Genomic DNA, 17,227 nt, shown 5'->3' with positions numbered 1-17,227 from the left:
TCCGTTACTACCGCTCTGAAGGTCGCCTATACACCATTGGCACCCGACAAACCCGAATGGCAGTAACAGACTTTCGGCAACGACTCCCCCAGGTATTTCCAAAGCTTGAACCTCGCCTGTACCTAATAGGTCAGGAACAGGGTTGCGTGGCATTGGAAACAACTCTCGAAAACCTAATTGAAAAACTCCAACGGCGAGACCTCAAACTTACGGTAGACGATGCTCAGATCATCGATTTCGCAAAAGCAAAAGCAAGAACCTGTGGAGAAATCAGCGCGCGAATCAAAGATCCCGCCACTGCCCTGCAAGCTATTGCCAAACTGCTCGCTCGCTATGGCTTTTCTCTTCCAGACGGTGATACGGACAAAGGCCGGATTGAGCGAACTAAAAACGATCGATGGTGGCGCCGTCTGTTGCGGAAAGAGCAAAAGCAAGTGCTGGACAACGTCGCACGCGACTACGGTCTGGTCTCAAAACAAAAAGGCATCTATGTATCAGACTGGGGGTTAAAACTTCATCTCGAACAGCTGACCAGAAATCACTCGTTGCTTGAAGAAATGATAGCTGTGAACGACCAATGCCAGGAGTACACCCTTGCAGAATTGGCTTCGCTGTCTGTCAGTAACCCTTACGTTCGAAGATCAGAACTGATTGTTCGAGCTTCCGGCTTCGAGACCATCGCCCGCCAACTGGATCACGATGGAGTGTTCCTTACCCTAACGACGCCAAGCAAATACCACCCAGTTAAAGCCACTGGCCAACCAAACCCAAAGTACAACGGTTCGACACCTAAAGAAGCCCAACAATACCTCACGGGAATTTGGGCGCGTATTCGGGCTCAGTTAGATCGTGAAGACATCCGCATTTACGGATTTCGCATCACCGAACCACACCACGACGGAACTCCGCATTGGCATCTTTTATTGTTTGTTGAACCGAGCGAAAAGAACCGCCTCGTCGAGATAATGCGTGGATATGCTTTGCTTGAAGATGGCGATGAACCTGGAGCCGACGAGTTCAGGTTTGATGCAGTGGATATCGACTACGAACGTGGCTCAGCAACAGGCTATATCGTGAAGTACATTTGCAAGAACATCGACGGTGATTTCAAGGAAGACGGGAATGACGCTGAGGATTGGCATGGCAACCTCACCAAAAACGTGGCTCCCCGTGTTCGCGCCTGGGCAAGCATTCACGGAATTCGCCAGTTTCAGCAAATTGGAGGGCCACCGGTTACCGTTTGGCGGGAACTTAGACGTTTAGAGCATTCAGATGATGAAACCGTAGAAGCTGCACGAGTTACAGCAGATAAGAGCGACTGGGCGGGATTCATTACGGCTATGTATGGCCCTTGTGCCAAGCGAGCCGACCACCCTATAAAAACGGCTAAATGGCTGGAATTTGATCAGGACACCGGAGAGTACCTTGATTGCCCTGTTAATCAGTATGGCGAGCCATCTAAAGGAAAGTTGTTTGGTCTCTATGCTCGGGGCCGATACTGGATTACGAGGGCTTTACGATGGGAGGTGAAACGACCGCAGCGAACGAAAGAATTAACCTCAACATCGAACGATTCTTGGCTCGAACGTGTTAAGCGCCTCACTCAAGTTCGCGAAGTGACGCAAGCGGAAATCGACGCACTTCCTGACGATACTGCCTATGCCTGGGAGAAATTGAACTGTGAGAATTTCCCGCCACCTTGGAGTTCTGTCAATAACTGTACGACCGGGCATCTGAGCGAGTACACTGCCATACAAACTTTATGACACCAATGGACTGATGTTAGACCAAACCTTTTCTGCCAGATCATTACATAGGCTCTGCTCTGTTTCCGAAGTTGTTGAACACAAACTCGGTTCGACACCCGAGCAGCAACTATCCTCACTGTCGACAATCGCCGAAAAAATAAACAGCGATAGCTTTGAGTTTTCTGATTTCAAGTCGTTTCAACGAAACGGAAAACTGGTATTCAAACCTCGAAAGCCAGAAGATCACTTCGCTATAAAAAAGATAAACCAAAACCTCAAAAAGATACTAGGCGTTCGACATACCGATAGGAATACGTTAGTCAATCAAGTAAAAACTCTACTAGAAGAAAAGTCTCCATTTATTTTATTTAAAGTTGATATTGCGTCATTCTATGAATCAATTCCGTCGCAAAATTTGATATCAGCGTGCTGGGACGACCCTCTTCTGTCCTATAAGACAAAGGTATTGTTAAACGATCTCTTAACAAGCAGCCAATTCGTAAGCAAACCAGGTTTACCAAGAGGACTATCGATAAGCTCGACGCTTTCAGAATTTTATTTGTCGAAGCTCGATGAGTCTATTAAAGGGCTAGAAGGAGTATATTATTCAGCGCGCTATGTCGACGACATATTGGTATTCTGCGTGCCCAACCAGACCAATGTTATGAAAGTCGTTGAATCTTTCATAATCGATATGGGGCTAGAAGTAAATTATAAGAAATGTGATGAATTTCAAAATAAAGTTGGTCCAAAGCCAATAGATTTTGATTACCTTGGTTATAGATTTCAAAAGATTAGTGACAGCGTAAAGATAGACATATCACCTAAAAAGGTGAAAAAGATAAAATCTCGAATTGCAAAATCATTCTATGCTTTTTCAAAAGACAGAGATTTCGACCTTTTGACTAAGCGACTCAAGTTTTTGACGGGAAATTTTAACCTAAAGTCTAGATCCAAGGTCATTGGTAACGACCTTAAGACTGGTGTCTATTACAACTATTCTGAAATACCTGAGCAATCGGAAGCATTAAAAGACTTAGATCATTTTATGCTTAAATTTATTTATGCCAAGCGCGGAAAATTTGGGCGAACGTTAAGCTCAATTCTAAGCAGTAAAGACAAAAGATACTTACGAAAGTTTTCATTCTGTACTGGATTTAGAGAAAGAATTAGTCATAAATTCACATACGATGATGTAGTGGAAATAAGGAAATGCTGGACCAATGGGTAAAGTCAAGAAAGTAAATAGAAGCGATAAATATCGAATCCTTTTGACTGAAACTTTACCCTACGAGGTTCCGGTCCTGTTCTCGAACGACTCATTTCATAAAAAATTAAGAAATGGCGATCTTGATAAGTTCCACGATTGTTTTCTAAAATTGATTTACAATGAATCGGAATCCTATCCATTCACCTATAAAATAGTGAAAAACTCAAGCTCAACTCGTAAAGTAAGCCTGCCTCATCCTGCTATCCAGTTCTCGTTCGTAGACTTTTATGATAGTTTTCAGTCGATAATTACATCGCTCTGCAGCAGGAGCAAAGCCTCGCTCAGGGCACCATACAAGGTTGCATCACATTTTATTGAAAAGCAGGCCACTCTTCGCTTCACAAGAGTTTTAAGAGACGATTTGGTTGAACATAAAAAAAATGCCATTGATGATGACAATCGACATGCTTCATCCTTTTTTCAATATAAAGACTTCCCCTTACTATTTAAGTTTTATGACTCTTATTTATTTCAGCGTCTAGAGCGCCAATTTAAAGTCATGCTTCGCTTCGATGTATCAAAGTGTTTTCAAAGTATCTATACGCACTCCATAACCTGGGCGGTTAAGGATAAGCAGTTCGTAAAAGATAATTTACCTGATATTAAAAGCTCCTCTTTCGAGGGAAAGTTTGACAGAATAATGCAACGCTCTAATTCAAATGAGACCAACGGAATATTGATTGGGCCAGAATTTTCCCGAATATTTTCTGAGATAATTTTACAGCGGATAGACGAAAATAGTCGTAGACTTCTTCACCAAGAAGGATTTGAGAACTTTAAAATTAAAAGATATGTCGACGATTATTTCGTTTTTGCTCAGAGCGAAGAGCAAGCTAGAGCTATAATGCAGGTCTTTAGGAGTGAATTGGAGAAATTTAACCTACACCTAAATGAGTCAAAGATTAATTTATCTTCTAGACCCTTCATCACAAACGAATCGGTTGCGAAACAACAGGCAAGCTCATTGGTCAATGAGCTTTTCGATAGATTCGTTGAGGTCGAAAAAGAAGATTCCACTTCCTCTCATTTTCGTTTTATAAACAGCCATCAGAATCTACGAAATTTGGATCTAATTTATATTTCAAAATATAAATCTATCGCAAAACAGAATGGTATTGGCTATGAGGCGTCGACAAACATATTTCTTACTGGAATGCGCAACAGACTCGTACAATTACAGAACACCATTTTATCAAAATCACTAAACCCAGACAGCGTAAGAGGATTTACATACCTTAAGTCAATTATTACGTTATGTCTTTATTGTTTTTCCATGGATATGCGTTACAGGCCTAGCTATCTCGTTTGTCAAATATTGCTCGTAATTATATCTATCTCGAAAAAGCTTGGCATTGATAAAGAGGAAAGCTTAAAAAAGGTTATTTCTGACGAAATATTAACAACGCTTAGAAGTCCAGCCAATAATGACTCCAGCTTCCCTCACGAGTTTCTCAACCTCCTCATCTTACATAAAGAACTTGGTGATCGTTACCGATTTTCACCAGAGGTGTTGTCTTCATTCCTACCGAAAAGAGTTATTTCAGAGGATTCTATCGACCTTGATTACTTCTCCGCGATGTCATTAATGTATTACCTCGGAGATAACGAATCAGCCAAGGAATTGAGATTCAAAATTGAAAATGGAATTATAGAAAAGCTTGACCTTCAGGCTAGGCCTCTCAAGCATTCGGAACTTTTTTTATTTTTCGTAGATAGTTTAACTTGTCCTTATATCGCTTCATCTACGAAAACAAAGCTGAGGGAGCAATTGATGCGGAAGCACATGGATGGGGTTCCCAAAAGTCAAAAACACGCTATCGCTAAGGAAATTTGCGACCACTTCGAGAACGATACCTGGTTCTTCAGCTGGGACAGTGATAAGAGTATTTTCTATAATTTAGCGAAAAAAGAGCTACGTTCGCCGTACTTGAATCTCAACTACTAACACCCTACTCTAACGTTTGTTGGAAGCGTCGGCAGCCTAGCCGTAATTGGTTGGGTTACCGAAACACTGATCTTTAATTAGATCAGAATTCCTCTAGCACACTGGCCCGGTCTGCAGCTTGGCTGAGAGCGAGGAGGATACACACGAAGCTTGCAACCGTTACCCTATAGCAGACTTAGTTTTCCGGGGTGCCTCGGAGGCTGGGTCTGTTTATAGGGTATCGATCGTTCTTCCCAGCATAAGCCCGCCATCACAGTTTTAACATTCCCAAACCAACTTCGCTGGAAATCAGCACCTCCACTGTTACGTTCTCAGAACGCCAGTTTTAGTTATCGTGTAACTGCTTCTACCGGGAACGCCCGGCTAATTATAGGCAAAACGAATCACTTGGCGTCTACATAACGTCTACATCATGAAAAATCAACCAAAGTGTAGATGAAGCAATATTCACAAGCTATTGTTTTTAATGGTGCTCCGGGCCGGAATCGAACCGGCACGACCGTGAGGTCGAGAGATTTTAAGTCTCTTGTGTCTACCAATTCCACCACCGGAGCAATCGGGGGGAGGTTTTGAGCGCCAGAATTGTATAAGGCCTTGGGCAATAACGCAATTCAAAACGCTGCCGACCATTAGGCTAACGGCGCCTGAAGACTATTCCGAACTATAAGTACGTGGCCGCAATGCGTCTGGCTTCAAGACGTCTTTTTCGCCGCCAAGATTATCGTGGTCCCCGAGTAGCTTACCGTTAACCTCTAAACCGTAGTTTGTATATTTATGGAAAGTGTCGAGGTATTTCTCCCGGGTTTCCTTCACATTGCCGGTATATCGGGGATCCTGCGGCCGCTCGTGGCTGTTGATATAGTACGCAACATCCCAGGATTGCTGATCGGTCAGGCTGTTAGGCTGGCCCAGCGGCATGTTGTGCTTGACGAATGATGACAAGGTAAAGTTGCGCGTGATTCCGGCACCCCAGTTGTAAGAAGCATCGCCCCATACTGGCGGAAAAACGACTTGTCCATTCTGTACAAGGCCGCTGCCATCTTCAGCATGGCAGATGCTGCAGTTTTCCTCGTACACCTGCTTGCCACGCTCAAAGCTCATACCCTTTTCAGGTTCCGGGAGCTTTGGAAAGCCACGGCCATACATGGATTTACCGCTTTGATACATTGGCACACCTTTAGCGAGCCACTGATGATACGCCGCGAGAGCAAGCATATTGTCACTGCCATACTCTGGCGGCTTGCCGTTCATCGAAAACGAGAAGCAGCCTGCGATTCGCTCCTCAAGGTTATTCACGTGATCGTTTTTCGCGCGATAGTTCGGTAAAACGACAGCTGCTGGCCAGATTGGCGCCGAGAATGGCTGGCGCCCTTCTCCCAGATGACAACTGTTGCAGTTCATATCGTTAAAAACGTTCTTGCCCCGCAATTGTTGCGTGTTAACGAACAAGTCGTGTCCACGCCTGATAACCCGTTTTAATTCCGGGTGCATGTCGCTTTTTTCTAAGTCGTCCATGGTTGGTGGCACATGAACGAACTGCCCTTCTTCAGGCTGAGGGATGTTGGTGGGTAAACGCTGTTCGGTGCTTGCTGCTTGAAGAGTAAAGCTGAGTACTCCGGCAGCAACCGCCAATGACAGGCTGCTCTTGGTGAAAAGGCCGTCCATTAGTATATCCTCCCTTACTTTGCTGGCTTGGCAGGCTGACGTGACAACCAGGCTGAAACTGCGATGATGTCTTCATCATTCATGCGCTCAGCAATCGCTAACATAAGGTGCTGTGGATCATTGTCCCGCTTACCACTTTTCCAGGCGCGTAACTGGTCCGCAATATAGCCCGCATGTTGACCGGCGATGGCCGGGAAATGATCGCCTGCCCCCTGGTTGCCGGGGCCATGACAGCTGCTGCATGGAACGATGTAGCGGCTCCAGTCGCCATCAGTGGCAAGCTTTTTGCCACGCGCCAGTTGCTCGTCGTTAGCGCTCTCCCCACCTTTGCCTCCGGTCGGCGGAAGCTGGCTGTAATACACTGAGACGTCTTTAAGCTGCTGTTCATTCAGCATATCGACGAATGGGTTCATTGTAGGGCTTTTGCGTGTGCCCTCTTTTACATCGACCAGCTGCTTGTAAAGATAACTGGCATTCAGCCCCGCTAACTTCGGCCAGGACTCGCCTCCGGGGATATTCATTCCCGAACCGTCAGGCTGATGGCAAGACTGGCACACAGCTGCCGCTTGCTTCCCAGCCTCAGGGTCGCCTTCAACTCCATGCGCTGCCGTAAAGCTGAAAGTCAGGGTTGCAAAGGCTGTAATTACTTGGCTTTTCATGCCCATTTTCGTTACTCCTTTTCCTTTTTCAGTACAGATTTTCTGTCATCCTCAAACTGTTTTCCGTGCGATGCCTTTATAGATATAGCCGGCTATTTTCGGTGCTTTTGGAATGTAGAGGTTTTGCAGCTCAATCAATTCAAATCCCGCGTGGCGGATGAGGTCTGCAATATGTCGGTTTAGATGGCAACCACCAGCCAGTTTCTTCCAGCCGGGTGTAATTCTGTGTTGCCACTTTCGGGTATGCTCGTGGGGGGATTCACCATGCTCAAGAAACAGAAGTTCGCCTCCTGGCTTCAGTACCCGCTTCATTTGCAGAAGTGCAGAGTTCCAGTCGGGTATGGTGCATAACGTGAAGGTGAGCAGAATGGTGTCCACGCTGTTGTCATCCAGCGGAATCTGTTCGCCCGGCAGGCCCAGCCACTCAACATGTATCGGCGAGCGCTTCAGGTTAGGTATAGCTTTGCGTCGCATGCCTTCAGAAGGCTCAAGCCCATAGATCATCTGAACGGCTTGCGGATTGTAGAATTCCAGATTAATGCCCGAGCCCATTCCTACTTCCAGAACCCGGCCTTTTGCACGAGGCACCAGCTGGCTGCGCAATTTCATAACCTGGCCCATTGAGCAGGCACGGTCTATGATATGTGGAAGGATTCGTTCTTCGTAAAAACTCATGCTCTTCACCATAATTGCTTTTAGTCAACAGGTGCGACAATCCGCCCTACCTGATCTGCTACCATATCAAGTAGCATGACTCTCATCTGCCGGTAATAACAATATAACAATTAAAGCTAAGGCAGCGGCTGAGCGGGTGTGCTGTGCTCGCTTATTGTTACATTAACATTACCGAGGTGTTCCTGTGGAACTAGATCCTCTTATCTTATCGCGAATTCAGTTTGCGTTTGTGGTGTCATTCCATGCCATTTTTCCGGTGTTTACCATCGGTCTCGCCTCCTATATTGCTGTCCTTGAGGGGCTTTCGTACAAAACGAGAAACCCGGTATGGATAAAGCTGTCGTCCTTCTGGACTACCGTATTCGCTGTGGTCTTCGGGATGGGCGTGGTATCCGGCATCGTAATGTCGTTCCAGTTCGGAACCAACTGGAGTAATTTTTCCCAGGCTTCTGCCAATTTCCTCGGTCCCATGCTGAGCTATGAGGTCATTACAGCCTTCTTCCTGGAAGCAGCCTTCCTTGGGGTTCTTCTGTTCGGGCGGGATCGGGTACCTCCGGGAGTTCACCTGTTTGCCGCGATCATGGTCGCAACCGGCACCTTTATTTCTTCGTTCTGGATTCTCTCCGCTAACAGCTGGATGCAGACTCCTGCGGGAACTGAACTACGGGAAGGCGTTTTCTACGTAACCTCCTGGAGTGAAGCAATTTTCAATCCGTCATTCCAGTTCCGTTTTGCCCACAAGGTTATCGCGTCTTTCCTTACCGGTGCGTTCGTTGTTGCAGGCGTGAGCGCCTGGTACCTGCTGAAAGGTCGCGAAGTAGAGGCTAACCGCAAGGCCTTGTCAATGTGCCTTTGGCTGATCCTGTTCATCGCGCCTACTCAGTTGGTGGTCGGTGATTTCCATGGTCTGAATACCATGGAGCACCAGCCCACCAAGGTGGCAGCCATGGAAGGTAACTGGGAAACTTCGTCAAACGTACCTCTTTTGCTGTTCGCTATCCCCGACCAGGAAAACCAGACCAACCACTTTGAAATTGGCATTCCCAGCATGGCCAGCATGATCCTGACCCACGAATGGGACGGTGTAGTACCCGGCCTGAAGGACGTTCCGCGGGAAGAGCAACCGCCGGTTGCCATTGTGTTCTGGTCTTTCCGAATCATGGTTGCGCTCGGCATCCTGATGATCCTGATGGGGTTCACTGGCCTGGCATTGCGAGCAGGTGGCCGCTTTTGGCGTGCTCGCTGGTTTCTCCAGGGAATGCGCTTCATGAGTATTGCACCATTTATTGCGGTACTGACTGGCTGGTTTGTGACTGAGGTTGGTCGTGCACCCTGGCTTGTATACGGCATGATGACTCAAGCTGAGGCCCTGACACCGTCATTGACCGGAGGCATGGCGCTTTTCACGTTGATTGGCTACGTGGTGGTGTATGCACTGGTGTTCTCTGCTGGCGTTTATTATCTGATGCGGGTCTTGTACGAGGGCATGGAGAAAGATGCCAAAGAACCAGATATTCAATCTGAACGCGCCAAGCGGCCAATGTCTGCAGCGCATACCAGGTTTGAAGTACACGACTCCAGCAAGCAGCCGAACAAACAGGGAGGTTACTGATTATGGAACTTTTTGATCTGGTACTGATCTGGGCATTTATTATCGGTTTTGGCGTCATCATGTACGTCTTGATGGACGGCTTCGACCTGGGGGTGGGGATTCTATTCCCTTTCGCCCCGTCGGAGCAGGATCGCGACACAATGATGAACACGGTTGCACCAGTGTGGGATGGCAACGAGACCTGGCTGGTGCTGGGCGGTGCCGGGCTTCTTGGAGCCTTCCCTTTGGTCTACAGCATTCTGCTGCCGGCGCTGTATATTGGTGTTTTCCTGATGCTGGCTGGTCTGATTTTTCGGGGTATTGCGTTCGAATTCCGTTTCAAGGCGCGCAGTTCTCGCTATCTCTGGAATTGGGCTTTTGCCGGAGGTTCGACCGTGGCCGCGTTCGCCCAGGGCGTAGTTGTGGGCACTTACATTCAGGGGTACGAAACTGCTAATGGTGTGTTCACAGGGGGCGCTCTGGACTGGCTGACACCCTTTACCGTTCTCACAGGCGTTGGTTTGCTAGCAGGCTATGCGCTGTTGGGTTCAACCTGGCTGATCATGAAAACTGAAGGTCGGCTTCAGGACTGGGCTTACAGGATCACCCTGCCCTTGCTAGCCTCTGTACTTGTGGTCTTCGGGATTATCAGTGTCTGGACACCGTTTATTGACGACATGGTTCGCGATCGCTGGTTCAATAACCTGAGCGTAATCTGGGTGTTACCCGTTCTGACCCTGTTATGTGCATTCCAGATTTTCCGGTCGGTCCGAAACCGGTTTGAAGGTATGCCGTTTGTCGCCACTATGGGGTTGTTCATCACCACTTACCTGGGGCTGATTGTCAGCCGATGGCCTTATCTGGTACCACCTGACTACACGGTTTGGGACGCAGCCTCGGCATACAATTCACAACTGTTCCTGCTGATAGGTTTGCTGATTGTAATTCCATTTGTGCTGGCTTATACCGCCTGGACTTACTGGGTGTTCCGCGGCAAAGTGCGCGCCGGCGAGGGCTACCACTAAGTGGCTGAAGTGCAGGTCGAGAGCGGCGCTGTGAGGCGCTGGCTCTCCGGGCTTGCCAGAGGAAACCGACGCTGGATCCATGGATCGGTTGTTGCCGGCACATTGGCCGGTGTCGCTACCATTGTTCAGATGGCCGTTCTGGCCAGAATTGTTCACCTTGGTGTGATTGAAAAAGCGTCAGCTGAGATGCTGGCGCCTCTTTTTGCCGGCCTTGTGCTGGCGATCGTTTTACGAGCAATCGCCCAGGGTGCTCAGACCCACCTGGCAGCAAAATGCAGCGAACAAGTGCGTCGAACTGCACGCCGGCAGATCCACAGATACTGGCGCAACTGCGGTCCTCTGGCACTGGGGCAAACTTCTGCAGGCAGTCTCGCGCGGGAGTGGATTGACCACGTTGACGCCTTACACGGCTATTTCGCCCGCTTCCTTCCGCAGATGGCGCTGTCCCTTATTGTGCCTTTGATGATTCTGGTGCTTGTTTTTTATCTGGACTGGCTCGCGGGGATCTTTCTGATTCTCTCCGCCCCGCTTATTCCTCTTTTTATGGCACTTGTAGGCATGGGTGCGGAGAAGCTTAACCAACAGCACTTCGAGGTCGTCAGCCGGCTGTCCGGCCAGTTTCTTGATAAGGTTCGAGGGCTGACGACTCTGCAGTTGTTCGGACAAACTGACAGCGCCGCAGAACTGATCCAACAGAGATCAGATCACTACCGCAGGATTACACTGAAGACCCTTCGTATCGCATTTCTGTCATCCGCGGTTCTGGAATTTTTTGCCTCTGTCGCCATTGCAGTGATCGCCATCTATATCGGTTTTGGTCTTCTGGGTTATATCACCTATGGGCCATCCCCGGATTTGACGCTTTTTTCCGGCCTTTTGATTCTGCTACTCGCGCCAGAGTTCTTTCAGCCGTTGCGTACGCTTTCCCAGTACTACCATGACCGTGCCGCAGCTCTTGGCGCTGGCGCCGAGATTCTGGCCAGACTGGGTGATGAGGAACTCGCGCCCCCTGCCGGAAACCACGAAGATGAAGGTATCGATGAACACCTTTCATTTGCTGCGCCAGATTCTGATAGTGGAACGATTCAACTGAATTCCGTATCTCTCGCGTTCCGTGCGGACCATTCTATCCTCACCGATGTTCTACTGACCGTTGCAAAAGGCGAGGTGATCGCCCTTACGGGTCCTTCTGGCAGTGGCAAATCCACACTCCTGCATCTTCTGGCGGGTTTTCTTGCACCCGACAGCGGCGACATTCAGGTGTTTGGTAAACCAGCGGGAAGCTTTGCCTTCGGCTGGCTTGGCCAGAGTGGTTTTCTGGTTCACGGTACCTGGGCAGACAACCTCCGGCTCACCAGCCCGAATGTATCCGATGTAGCTATTGAAACCGCTCTGCGCAATGTTGGTCTAGGTCCTTTGCTGGATAGCCGGGAAGAAGGCATTTACAGCAAGGTTGCTGAAGATGGTCAGGGGCTTTCAGGAGGCCAGGCCAGACGCCTCAGCCTGGCCAGGATTTTCGTGGCCGATTATGATTTGATTCTTCTGGATGAACCGACTGCCGGCCTCGATAGCGACACTGAAATTTTTGTGCTCGAAGCTCTGCACAAGCTTGCCCTGGCCGGCAAGACACTGATCTTTTCCACCCATCACCATGCTCTGCTGGCTCTCGCTAATCGAGTGCTGCTGGTTTCTGGCGGAGAGATCAAAGATGTCTGAACTGAAACCCTGGCTGAAGTTGATCCGTGCACGCCCACAAAGGCTTTTTATCGGTGCCGTGCTGATGCTGGCCGCCCTGCTCTCAGGCCTCGGGCTTCTTGCGCTTTCAGGCTGGTTTATCACTGAAACTGCGCTCGTGGGCATTCTCCTGGCTGCCGGTTTGCCCGCTACTATCAACCTGTACGTTCCCGGCGGTGGTATCAGGTTTTTCGCGGTATCACGCACGGTTTCCCGTTATGTGGAGCGGCTTTACAACCATGACACGGTGTTGAGGCTGCTAACGGACATTCGCGTGGCCCTTTTTCGCAAGCTGTCTTCTGCTGGCCGCGTCCAGAGACGGGAACTGACAGGAGCCCAGTGGCTTTCTCGGCTGACCAGCGATGTGGACGCGCTGGATACGTTATATCTTCGCCTTATTGCACCGGCGGCTCTTGCGGCTTTCGTGACCTTGCTGGTAGCCATGTTGTCAGCAGTGCTGTTTGATATCCGGATAGCTGCTGGAATCTGTCTGATACTCCTGGCTGCGTTCGTACTCGCGACACTCGCTACGTATTTGCGCACAGTAACGATTGCGTTTCGCCAGAGTGATCAGCAGGAGTCTCTGCGAACTGCGGTTATTGAACACCTGGAAGGCTTTGCTGAACTTACGGCCGCCGGGCGGACTGGTAAACATGGTGCCTGGCTCCTGCGGCAGGCGCATCGATCTTCGTCCGAGCAGGTAAAGGCGGATTCACGTATAGGCTGGCACCAGGCCGGCTCGAATTTGTTGATCAATCTGTCGGCGGTGTTTGCGCTCTGGGCTGGTTTCTCGCTGTTCCGGTCAGAGATGATTTCCGGGCCTGTTCTGGTTTTGCTACCTATCGCTCTGCTCGGGCTTGCGGAAGTCTACAGCATGTTGCCTGATGCCTTCGGTAAGCTGGGGGCCACACAAGCCTCTGCCGCCCGCCTGAACCGGGATTGTCGAAACCCTGACGCCATACCAGAAGCTGAAGTGACTCCTGGCCTTCCTGCGAACTCAGCTCTCATCGTGCAGAATCTGACGGTAAAGTACCCTGATCATGCGCCGCTGTTCACGCAGTTTAGCCTGCAGGTCAACACAGGCGAGCGAGTGGGCATTCTCGGGCGTTCCGGTAGCGGAAAATCATCGCTTGCGGATGTTTTCGCCGGGCTGCTATCGCCTTCAAGCGGTTTCTGCACCAGCCTTTCTTGTGTCTATCTCACACAAAAAACCGTGTTGTTTGAAGATACCTTGCGAGCAAACCTGCTGTTGGGTAATCCCGGAGCAAGCGATGCTCAGCTCTGGCGTATTCTGGAACTGGTTGATCTGGCCGAACGATTTCGCACCGAAAGCAACCAGCTGGATACCTGGCTGGGAAGTGCAGGCAGCCGGCTTTCTGGCGGCGAGGCACGTCGTGTCGCTCTGGCCCGGGTACTTTTGAGCCCGGAGCCACTGGTGATACTGGATGAGCCATTTACCGGGGTTGATGCAGCCACACGAGAAAGGATAACCCGGCAAATTGATGCCTGGCTGGAGGGTAAAACGGTCATTAGTCTGGCACACGGGCCGGATGCCCTGCCGGGCACCGACCGCGTGATTCATCTGGCAATTTGAACCGACACGCTTAACGGGTTTCCACAACCTCAAACGTGAGTCCGGCTTTTTTGGTCAGCCGGTCCAGCAATTTTTCGCCCAACACCGATGCCGGAGTCCAGAAACCGCCCGGCTGATCAGCGGGAATGTCGAATGCCAGGCACATGCCGGCTTCGCCCAGCATTTTACTGGTAGAGCCGTAACCCGGGTCAGCATCACCTGTCACTTTGGATATCATGGTCTTCCCGTCCTCGGTGCGCCCTACAAAGCGAATGTCGTAGAATCCTGCTTTCTGCGCTTCAGGGGTCGGGCCTTCACCGGGTTGAGGTACAAATTTCTCCACCAGCCAGCGAGTCGGCTTAATTGCAGATGCCGTAAAGAAGCCTGCAAGAGCGGCTGTTACGCCGTAAGCCGCCAGGCGGCCCTTTGTGCCACTGCCGGTCATCATGGCCTCATCGTAGGTGAATTCCTTACCATAACGGGCATTTTGCATGGCGTTGGAGCGGTGCACTATGCGGGTGTTAATAGCCCCCATAACAAATGGCGCCAGCCAGGCGTTGAATGTCTTGTCGAACTCTGCACCTTTCAGGCTCGGCTGGCGCACCTTCGAACGGTGCTCAGGCGGGCAGATAGAGAACGGGTTGGCCAGTTCCTTGCGCAGTTTCGGATCCGCTGCAGCTTCTTTGGCTATGTTGATCATCGAGGCAACGGTGCCACCGGAAAGGCCTCCTTTAGCGACCTTCACGCGCATACGCACGTCCCGGCATGTTTCTCCAAAGGTCTTTTCAGCCTGTTGCTGCAGGAACCACACGCCCATATCTGACGGAATAGAATCAAAGCCGCAGCAATGAACGATTCGCGCCCCCGATTTTTTGGCCTGGTCCTCATAGCGTTCCACCATACGGCGAATCCACTGCACTTCACCGGTCAGGTCGCAATAATCGGTGCCGGTTTCAACACAGGCTTTGACCAAAGGCTCTCCGTACAAAGCGTAAGGACCAACCGTAGAGATAACCACGGAAGCCTGCTCGCACATGGCCTTCAGGGCCTTATCGTCAGTGGCATCTGCAAGGATCACCGGCAGTTCGACAGCACCGGTTCCCAGGTTGGACTTGAGGTCGCCGAGCTTGGATACTGAACGCCCGGCAATCGCCCATTTGACCTCCCCTGCAACGCCATATGAATCGAACAAATAGTGGGTAAGAATCTGTCCAACAAAGCTGGTAGCCCCGAATATAACCAGGTCGTAGGTGGTTCCTGTTGATTTACTCATTGCCTGTCCTTTTGATGCGTATTACGCGGATTATCCACTGAAAATCGTATTGGTTTAATGTTAACAGTTTTGAGCCCGGGTTCTAACTTGACATTGACAGCCCCGGCTGCGGCGTCACGGCCAATCGCAGAGCCCCACGTATGAGGCACACTGCTGAATATTGTTTGGACGAATTCCCGGAGATATAAATGGCCACGTTTCTCTTGATACTCAGCTTGATTCTCGCCCTTTTCAGCGGTGTTCTCTGCTGGCAAGTGTTGGAGCAGCGCAAGATAATGACACGCATGATGGCGGAATCCGGCGAGAATGACCCGATCTCGGGCATGGAGAAAGAACCAGAGCTGATCCTTACGCTGAAAGTACTCAATCCGATTGCTGTGGCTAAGCGTGAATCCCGCTCCGCCCGGATTTTGGCAGACAAGCTCCCGGTGATGGTCCGTAAAATGGTTTATCAGGGTGTAATGAAAGAGCTTGAAGAAGAGATGAGTCAGAGAGACATAGACGTAGAAATTAATATTGAATATCGCTAGGAGAACCGCACCGTGACTTTTCAGTTAGTCCTGGCGTTACTTTTTCTGACTATCGCGTCCGGAAGCCTTTGCTATGGATTCTGGCAACTTCAGCGCTCCAGGGCGTTGGTGCGCAGGCTGAATTCACACTATATCGCGATCAACAGCGCTGTTCAGAAACGCCGTATGGATATCTATGAGGTTCGCAACCGAGCGAAACTCCTGGAAGACACAGTTTCCGGCGGTGCCAGGGCAGTCGAAAAGATGCACAGAGTCATTTCCGATACGACGTTCAGCCTGGTTGACCGTTTTTCAAAAGATGACGAGTTCCGGCAAAGCGCGCATAAAGCCCGGAAAACCCATGATCAGGCCAGTAAGCAGGTCTACCATGCGGTGCGCACCACCAATAAAGCTATACATATTCTCGCTGATACCCTGTTTATCACGAAGGCAGAAAAACGGGCCGTAATGAGGAAGGGTGCCCACACGGAGATGCCAGAGAAGGATTGATAAGCAACAACACTGGTCAGTTTTTTCTGAAGCGGTTGATGGTGGCTTCTACGGTGACAGTTAGCGATTCAAGCTCTGCCGCGCGGGACAGGCCTTCCGCACTTGCCCGATACATGTGTGGCGTCATAGCCAGCAAGTCGGCGATGGCACTTTTGTCCGGGAGTATGAGGCTATATCGGACAGAGGATGTGCCCATCGTTTTAAAATCGTTTGGCACTGCGTTCGGCGATTTTCGGGCCTCTTTCAGTTCAGGATAGATGATTCTCCGCAGTTCTATGAGGTGGTCCGGCCCTGCATCCACCTGAACAATCTCGCCGCCCTGCCTCAATACTCGGGCGAATTCGTGATAAACAGGAAAACCGAACAGGCACAATACTCTATCCAGCGTTTCGGGCAATATCGGCAGGTTGGCATTGCTTCCGACAACCCAGGATGGCGTTTTTTCCTGTTTGGCAGCGGACAGAATTGCCCACTTGGATATATCCAGCCCCATAAGAAAAAGATCTGCGGTTTCTGGCGCCTTATTGGCGAGATACCGCATGTAGTATCCCTCTCCGCATCCGGCATCCAGACAGCTTAAAGAAGATACGTTGTCAGCTTCATAAAACACAGCGTGGCTGAGGGCTTCGGCTATGGGCTGATAGAAACCCGAGGTCAGAAATCTATGGCGCGCCGCAACCATCTCTTTGTTATCACCGGGATCTTTAGAGCGCTTGTTCTGTACCGGGAGCAGATGAATATAGCCCTGGCGGGCAATATCGAAATTATGGCCATCTCCGCACTGCCAGCTTGTGCCATTCAGTCGCAATGCAGAGCCATCGAGTGGGCAGGCGAAAGCTTCAAACGGGCTGATGGTCATTGTGCGGCATCCGGTGTTGCAGGCGGGTTACGGGAACAGACTCACAGTTTATGGATCTGCAACAAAAAAGACACCCGAAGGTGCCTTTTTTGAGGTCTGAGAGAAAGTTACAGAACTTTCTTCAGCTCTTCTTCAAATTGCGGTACTGCTTCAAACAGATCCGCCACCAGGCCGTAATCGGCAACCTGGAA

General features: G+C 49.9%; 14 protein-coding genes and 1 tRNA gene. 9 read left to right on the top strand and 6 right to left on the bottom strand.

The features are described from left to right. The first annotated feature begins 146 nt into the window (after positions 1-146). Genes ACN0RL_RS05280 through drt3b form a run of 3 tightly spaced genes read left to right on the top strand, consistent with a single transcriptional unit; the run spans position 147 to position 4,963 of the window. The gene (locus tag ACN0RL_RS05280) at positions 147-1,766 is read left to right on the top strand and encodes a replication endonuclease (RefSeq protein WP_417514434.1); all 1,620 of its coding nucleotides are present in this window, start codon (positions 147-149) and stop codon (positions 1,764-1,766) included. Positions 1,767-1,779: 13 nt separating this feature from the next. Continuing rightward, a complete protein-coding gene (gene drt3a / locus ACN0RL_RS05275) occupies positions 1,780-2,979 on the top strand; it encodes an antiviral reverse transcriptase Drt3a (RefSeq protein ID WP_417514432.1) in 1,200 nt (399 codons plus the stop codon). Continuing rightward, on the top strand, positions 2,972-4,963 hold the full coding sequence (drt3b, locus tag ACN0RL_RS05270; RefSeq protein WP_417514430.1) for an antiviral reverse transcriptase Drt3b: 1,992 nt from the start codon (positions 2,972-2,974) through the stop codon (positions 4,961-4,963). Before drt3a ends, drt3b begins: the two co-directional genes overlap by 8 nt. A gap of 467 nt (positions 4,964-5,430) precedes the next feature. Here the strand turns inward: drt3b and ACN0RL_RS05265 are convergent. The 4 genes from ACN0RL_RS05265 to ACN0RL_RS05250 all read right to left on the bottom strand — a co-directional run bounded on the left by ACN0RL_RS05265 (position 5,431) and on the right by ACN0RL_RS05250 (position 7,962). After that, positions 5,431-5,517, bottom strand: a tRNA-Leu gene (locus tag ACN0RL_RS05265). 97 nt (positions 5,518-5,614) lie between these two features. After that, entirely contained in the window at positions 5,615-6,628 is a 1,014-nt protein-coding gene (locus ACN0RL_RS05260) for a c-type cytochrome (RefSeq protein ID WP_417514428.1), read from the bottom strand. Between the two features lie 14 nt (positions 6,629-6,642). After that, complete coding sequence (locus ACN0RL_RS05255) at positions 6,643-7,287, bottom strand: c-type cytochrome (protein ID WP_417514425.1); 645 nt, start codon at positions 7,285-7,287, stop codon at positions 6,643-6,645. A gap of 51 nt (positions 7,288-7,338) precedes the next feature. Then, positions 7,339-7,962, bottom strand: coding sequence for a class I SAM-dependent methyltransferase (locus ACN0RL_RS05250; RefSeq protein WP_417514423.1), 624 nt, complete (start codon positions 7,960-7,962; stop codon positions 7,339-7,341). Positions 7,963-8,146: 184 nt separating this feature from the next. Between ACN0RL_RS05250 and ACN0RL_RS05245 the strand changes: the two genes are divergently transcribed. The 4 genes from ACN0RL_RS05245 to cydC are packed head-to-tail and all read left to right on the top strand — an operon-like array spanning position 8,147 to position 13,906. After that, on the top strand, positions 8,147-9,574 hold the full coding sequence (locus ACN0RL_RS05245) for a cytochrome ubiquinol oxidase subunit I (protein ID WP_417514421.1): 1,428 nt from the start codon (positions 8,147-8,149) through the stop codon (positions 9,572-9,574). A 2-nt stretch (positions 9,575-9,576) separates the two neighbouring features. Beyond that, positions 9,577-10,578 carry a cytochrome d ubiquinol oxidase subunit II gene (gene cydB / locus ACN0RL_RS05240; RefSeq protein ID WP_417514419.1) on the top strand — a complete coding sequence of 334 codons (1,002 nt, stop codon included), beginning with the start codon at positions 9,577-9,579 and terminating at the stop codon, positions 10,576-10,578. Continuing rightward, the gene (cydD, locus tag ACN0RL_RS05235; protein ID WP_417514417.1) at positions 10,579-12,294 is read left to right on the top strand and encodes a thiol reductant ABC exporter subunit CydD; all 1,716 of its coding nucleotides are present in this window, start codon (positions 10,579-10,581) and stop codon (positions 12,292-12,294) included. After that, on the top strand, positions 12,287-13,906 hold the full coding sequence (gene cydC / locus ACN0RL_RS05230) for a thiol reductant ABC exporter subunit CydC (RefSeq protein WP_417514415.1): 1,620 nt from the start codon (positions 12,287-12,289) through the stop codon (positions 13,904-13,906). The genes cydD and cydC overlap by 8 nt, the downstream gene beginning before the upstream one ends. A 10-nt stretch (positions 13,907-13,916) precedes the next feature. Here cydC and ACN0RL_RS05225 read toward each other — a convergent pair whose 3' ends face one another. Beyond that, the gene (locus ACN0RL_RS05225) at positions 13,917-15,158 is read right to left on the bottom strand and encodes a saccharopine dehydrogenase family protein (protein WP_417514413.1); all 1,242 of its coding nucleotides are present in this window, start codon (positions 15,156-15,158) and stop codon (positions 13,917-13,919) included. Positions 15,159-15,346: 188 nt separating this feature from the next. On the opposite strand from ACN0RL_RS05225, the gene ACN0RL_RS05220 reads away from it, so the two are divergent. Further along, the gene (locus ACN0RL_RS05220; protein WP_417514411.1) at positions 15,347-15,688 is read left to right on the top strand and encodes a hypothetical protein; all 342 of its coding nucleotides are present in this window, start codon (positions 15,347-15,349) and stop codon (positions 15,686-15,688) included. A 12-nt stretch (positions 15,689-15,700) separates the two neighbouring features. Continuing rightward, positions 15,701-16,177 carry a hypothetical protein gene (locus tag ACN0RL_RS05215; RefSeq protein WP_417514409.1) on the top strand — a complete coding sequence of 159 codons (477 nt, stop codon included), beginning with the start codon at positions 15,701-15,703 and terminating at the stop codon, positions 16,175-16,177. A gap of 16 nt (positions 16,178-16,193) precedes the next feature. Here the strand turns inward: ACN0RL_RS05215 and ACN0RL_RS05210 are convergent, their stop codons facing one another. After that, positions 16,194-17,036 carry a putative RNA methyltransferase gene (locus tag ACN0RL_RS05210; protein ID WP_417514407.1) on the bottom strand — a complete coding sequence of 281 codons (843 nt, stop codon included), beginning with the start codon at positions 17,034-17,036 and terminating at the stop codon, positions 16,194-16,196. Positions 17,037-17,227: the final 191 nt, after the last annotated feature.

Origin of the sequence: Marinobacter sp. (assembly GCF_048259445.1) — a bacterium.
Classification (GTDB): domain Bacteria; phylum Pseudomonadota; class Gammaproteobacteria; order Pseudomonadales; family Oleiphilaceae; genus Marinobacter.
Note: the sequence above shows the minus strand (reverse complement) of the source record. Positions and strands in the feature narration are given on the sequence as shown.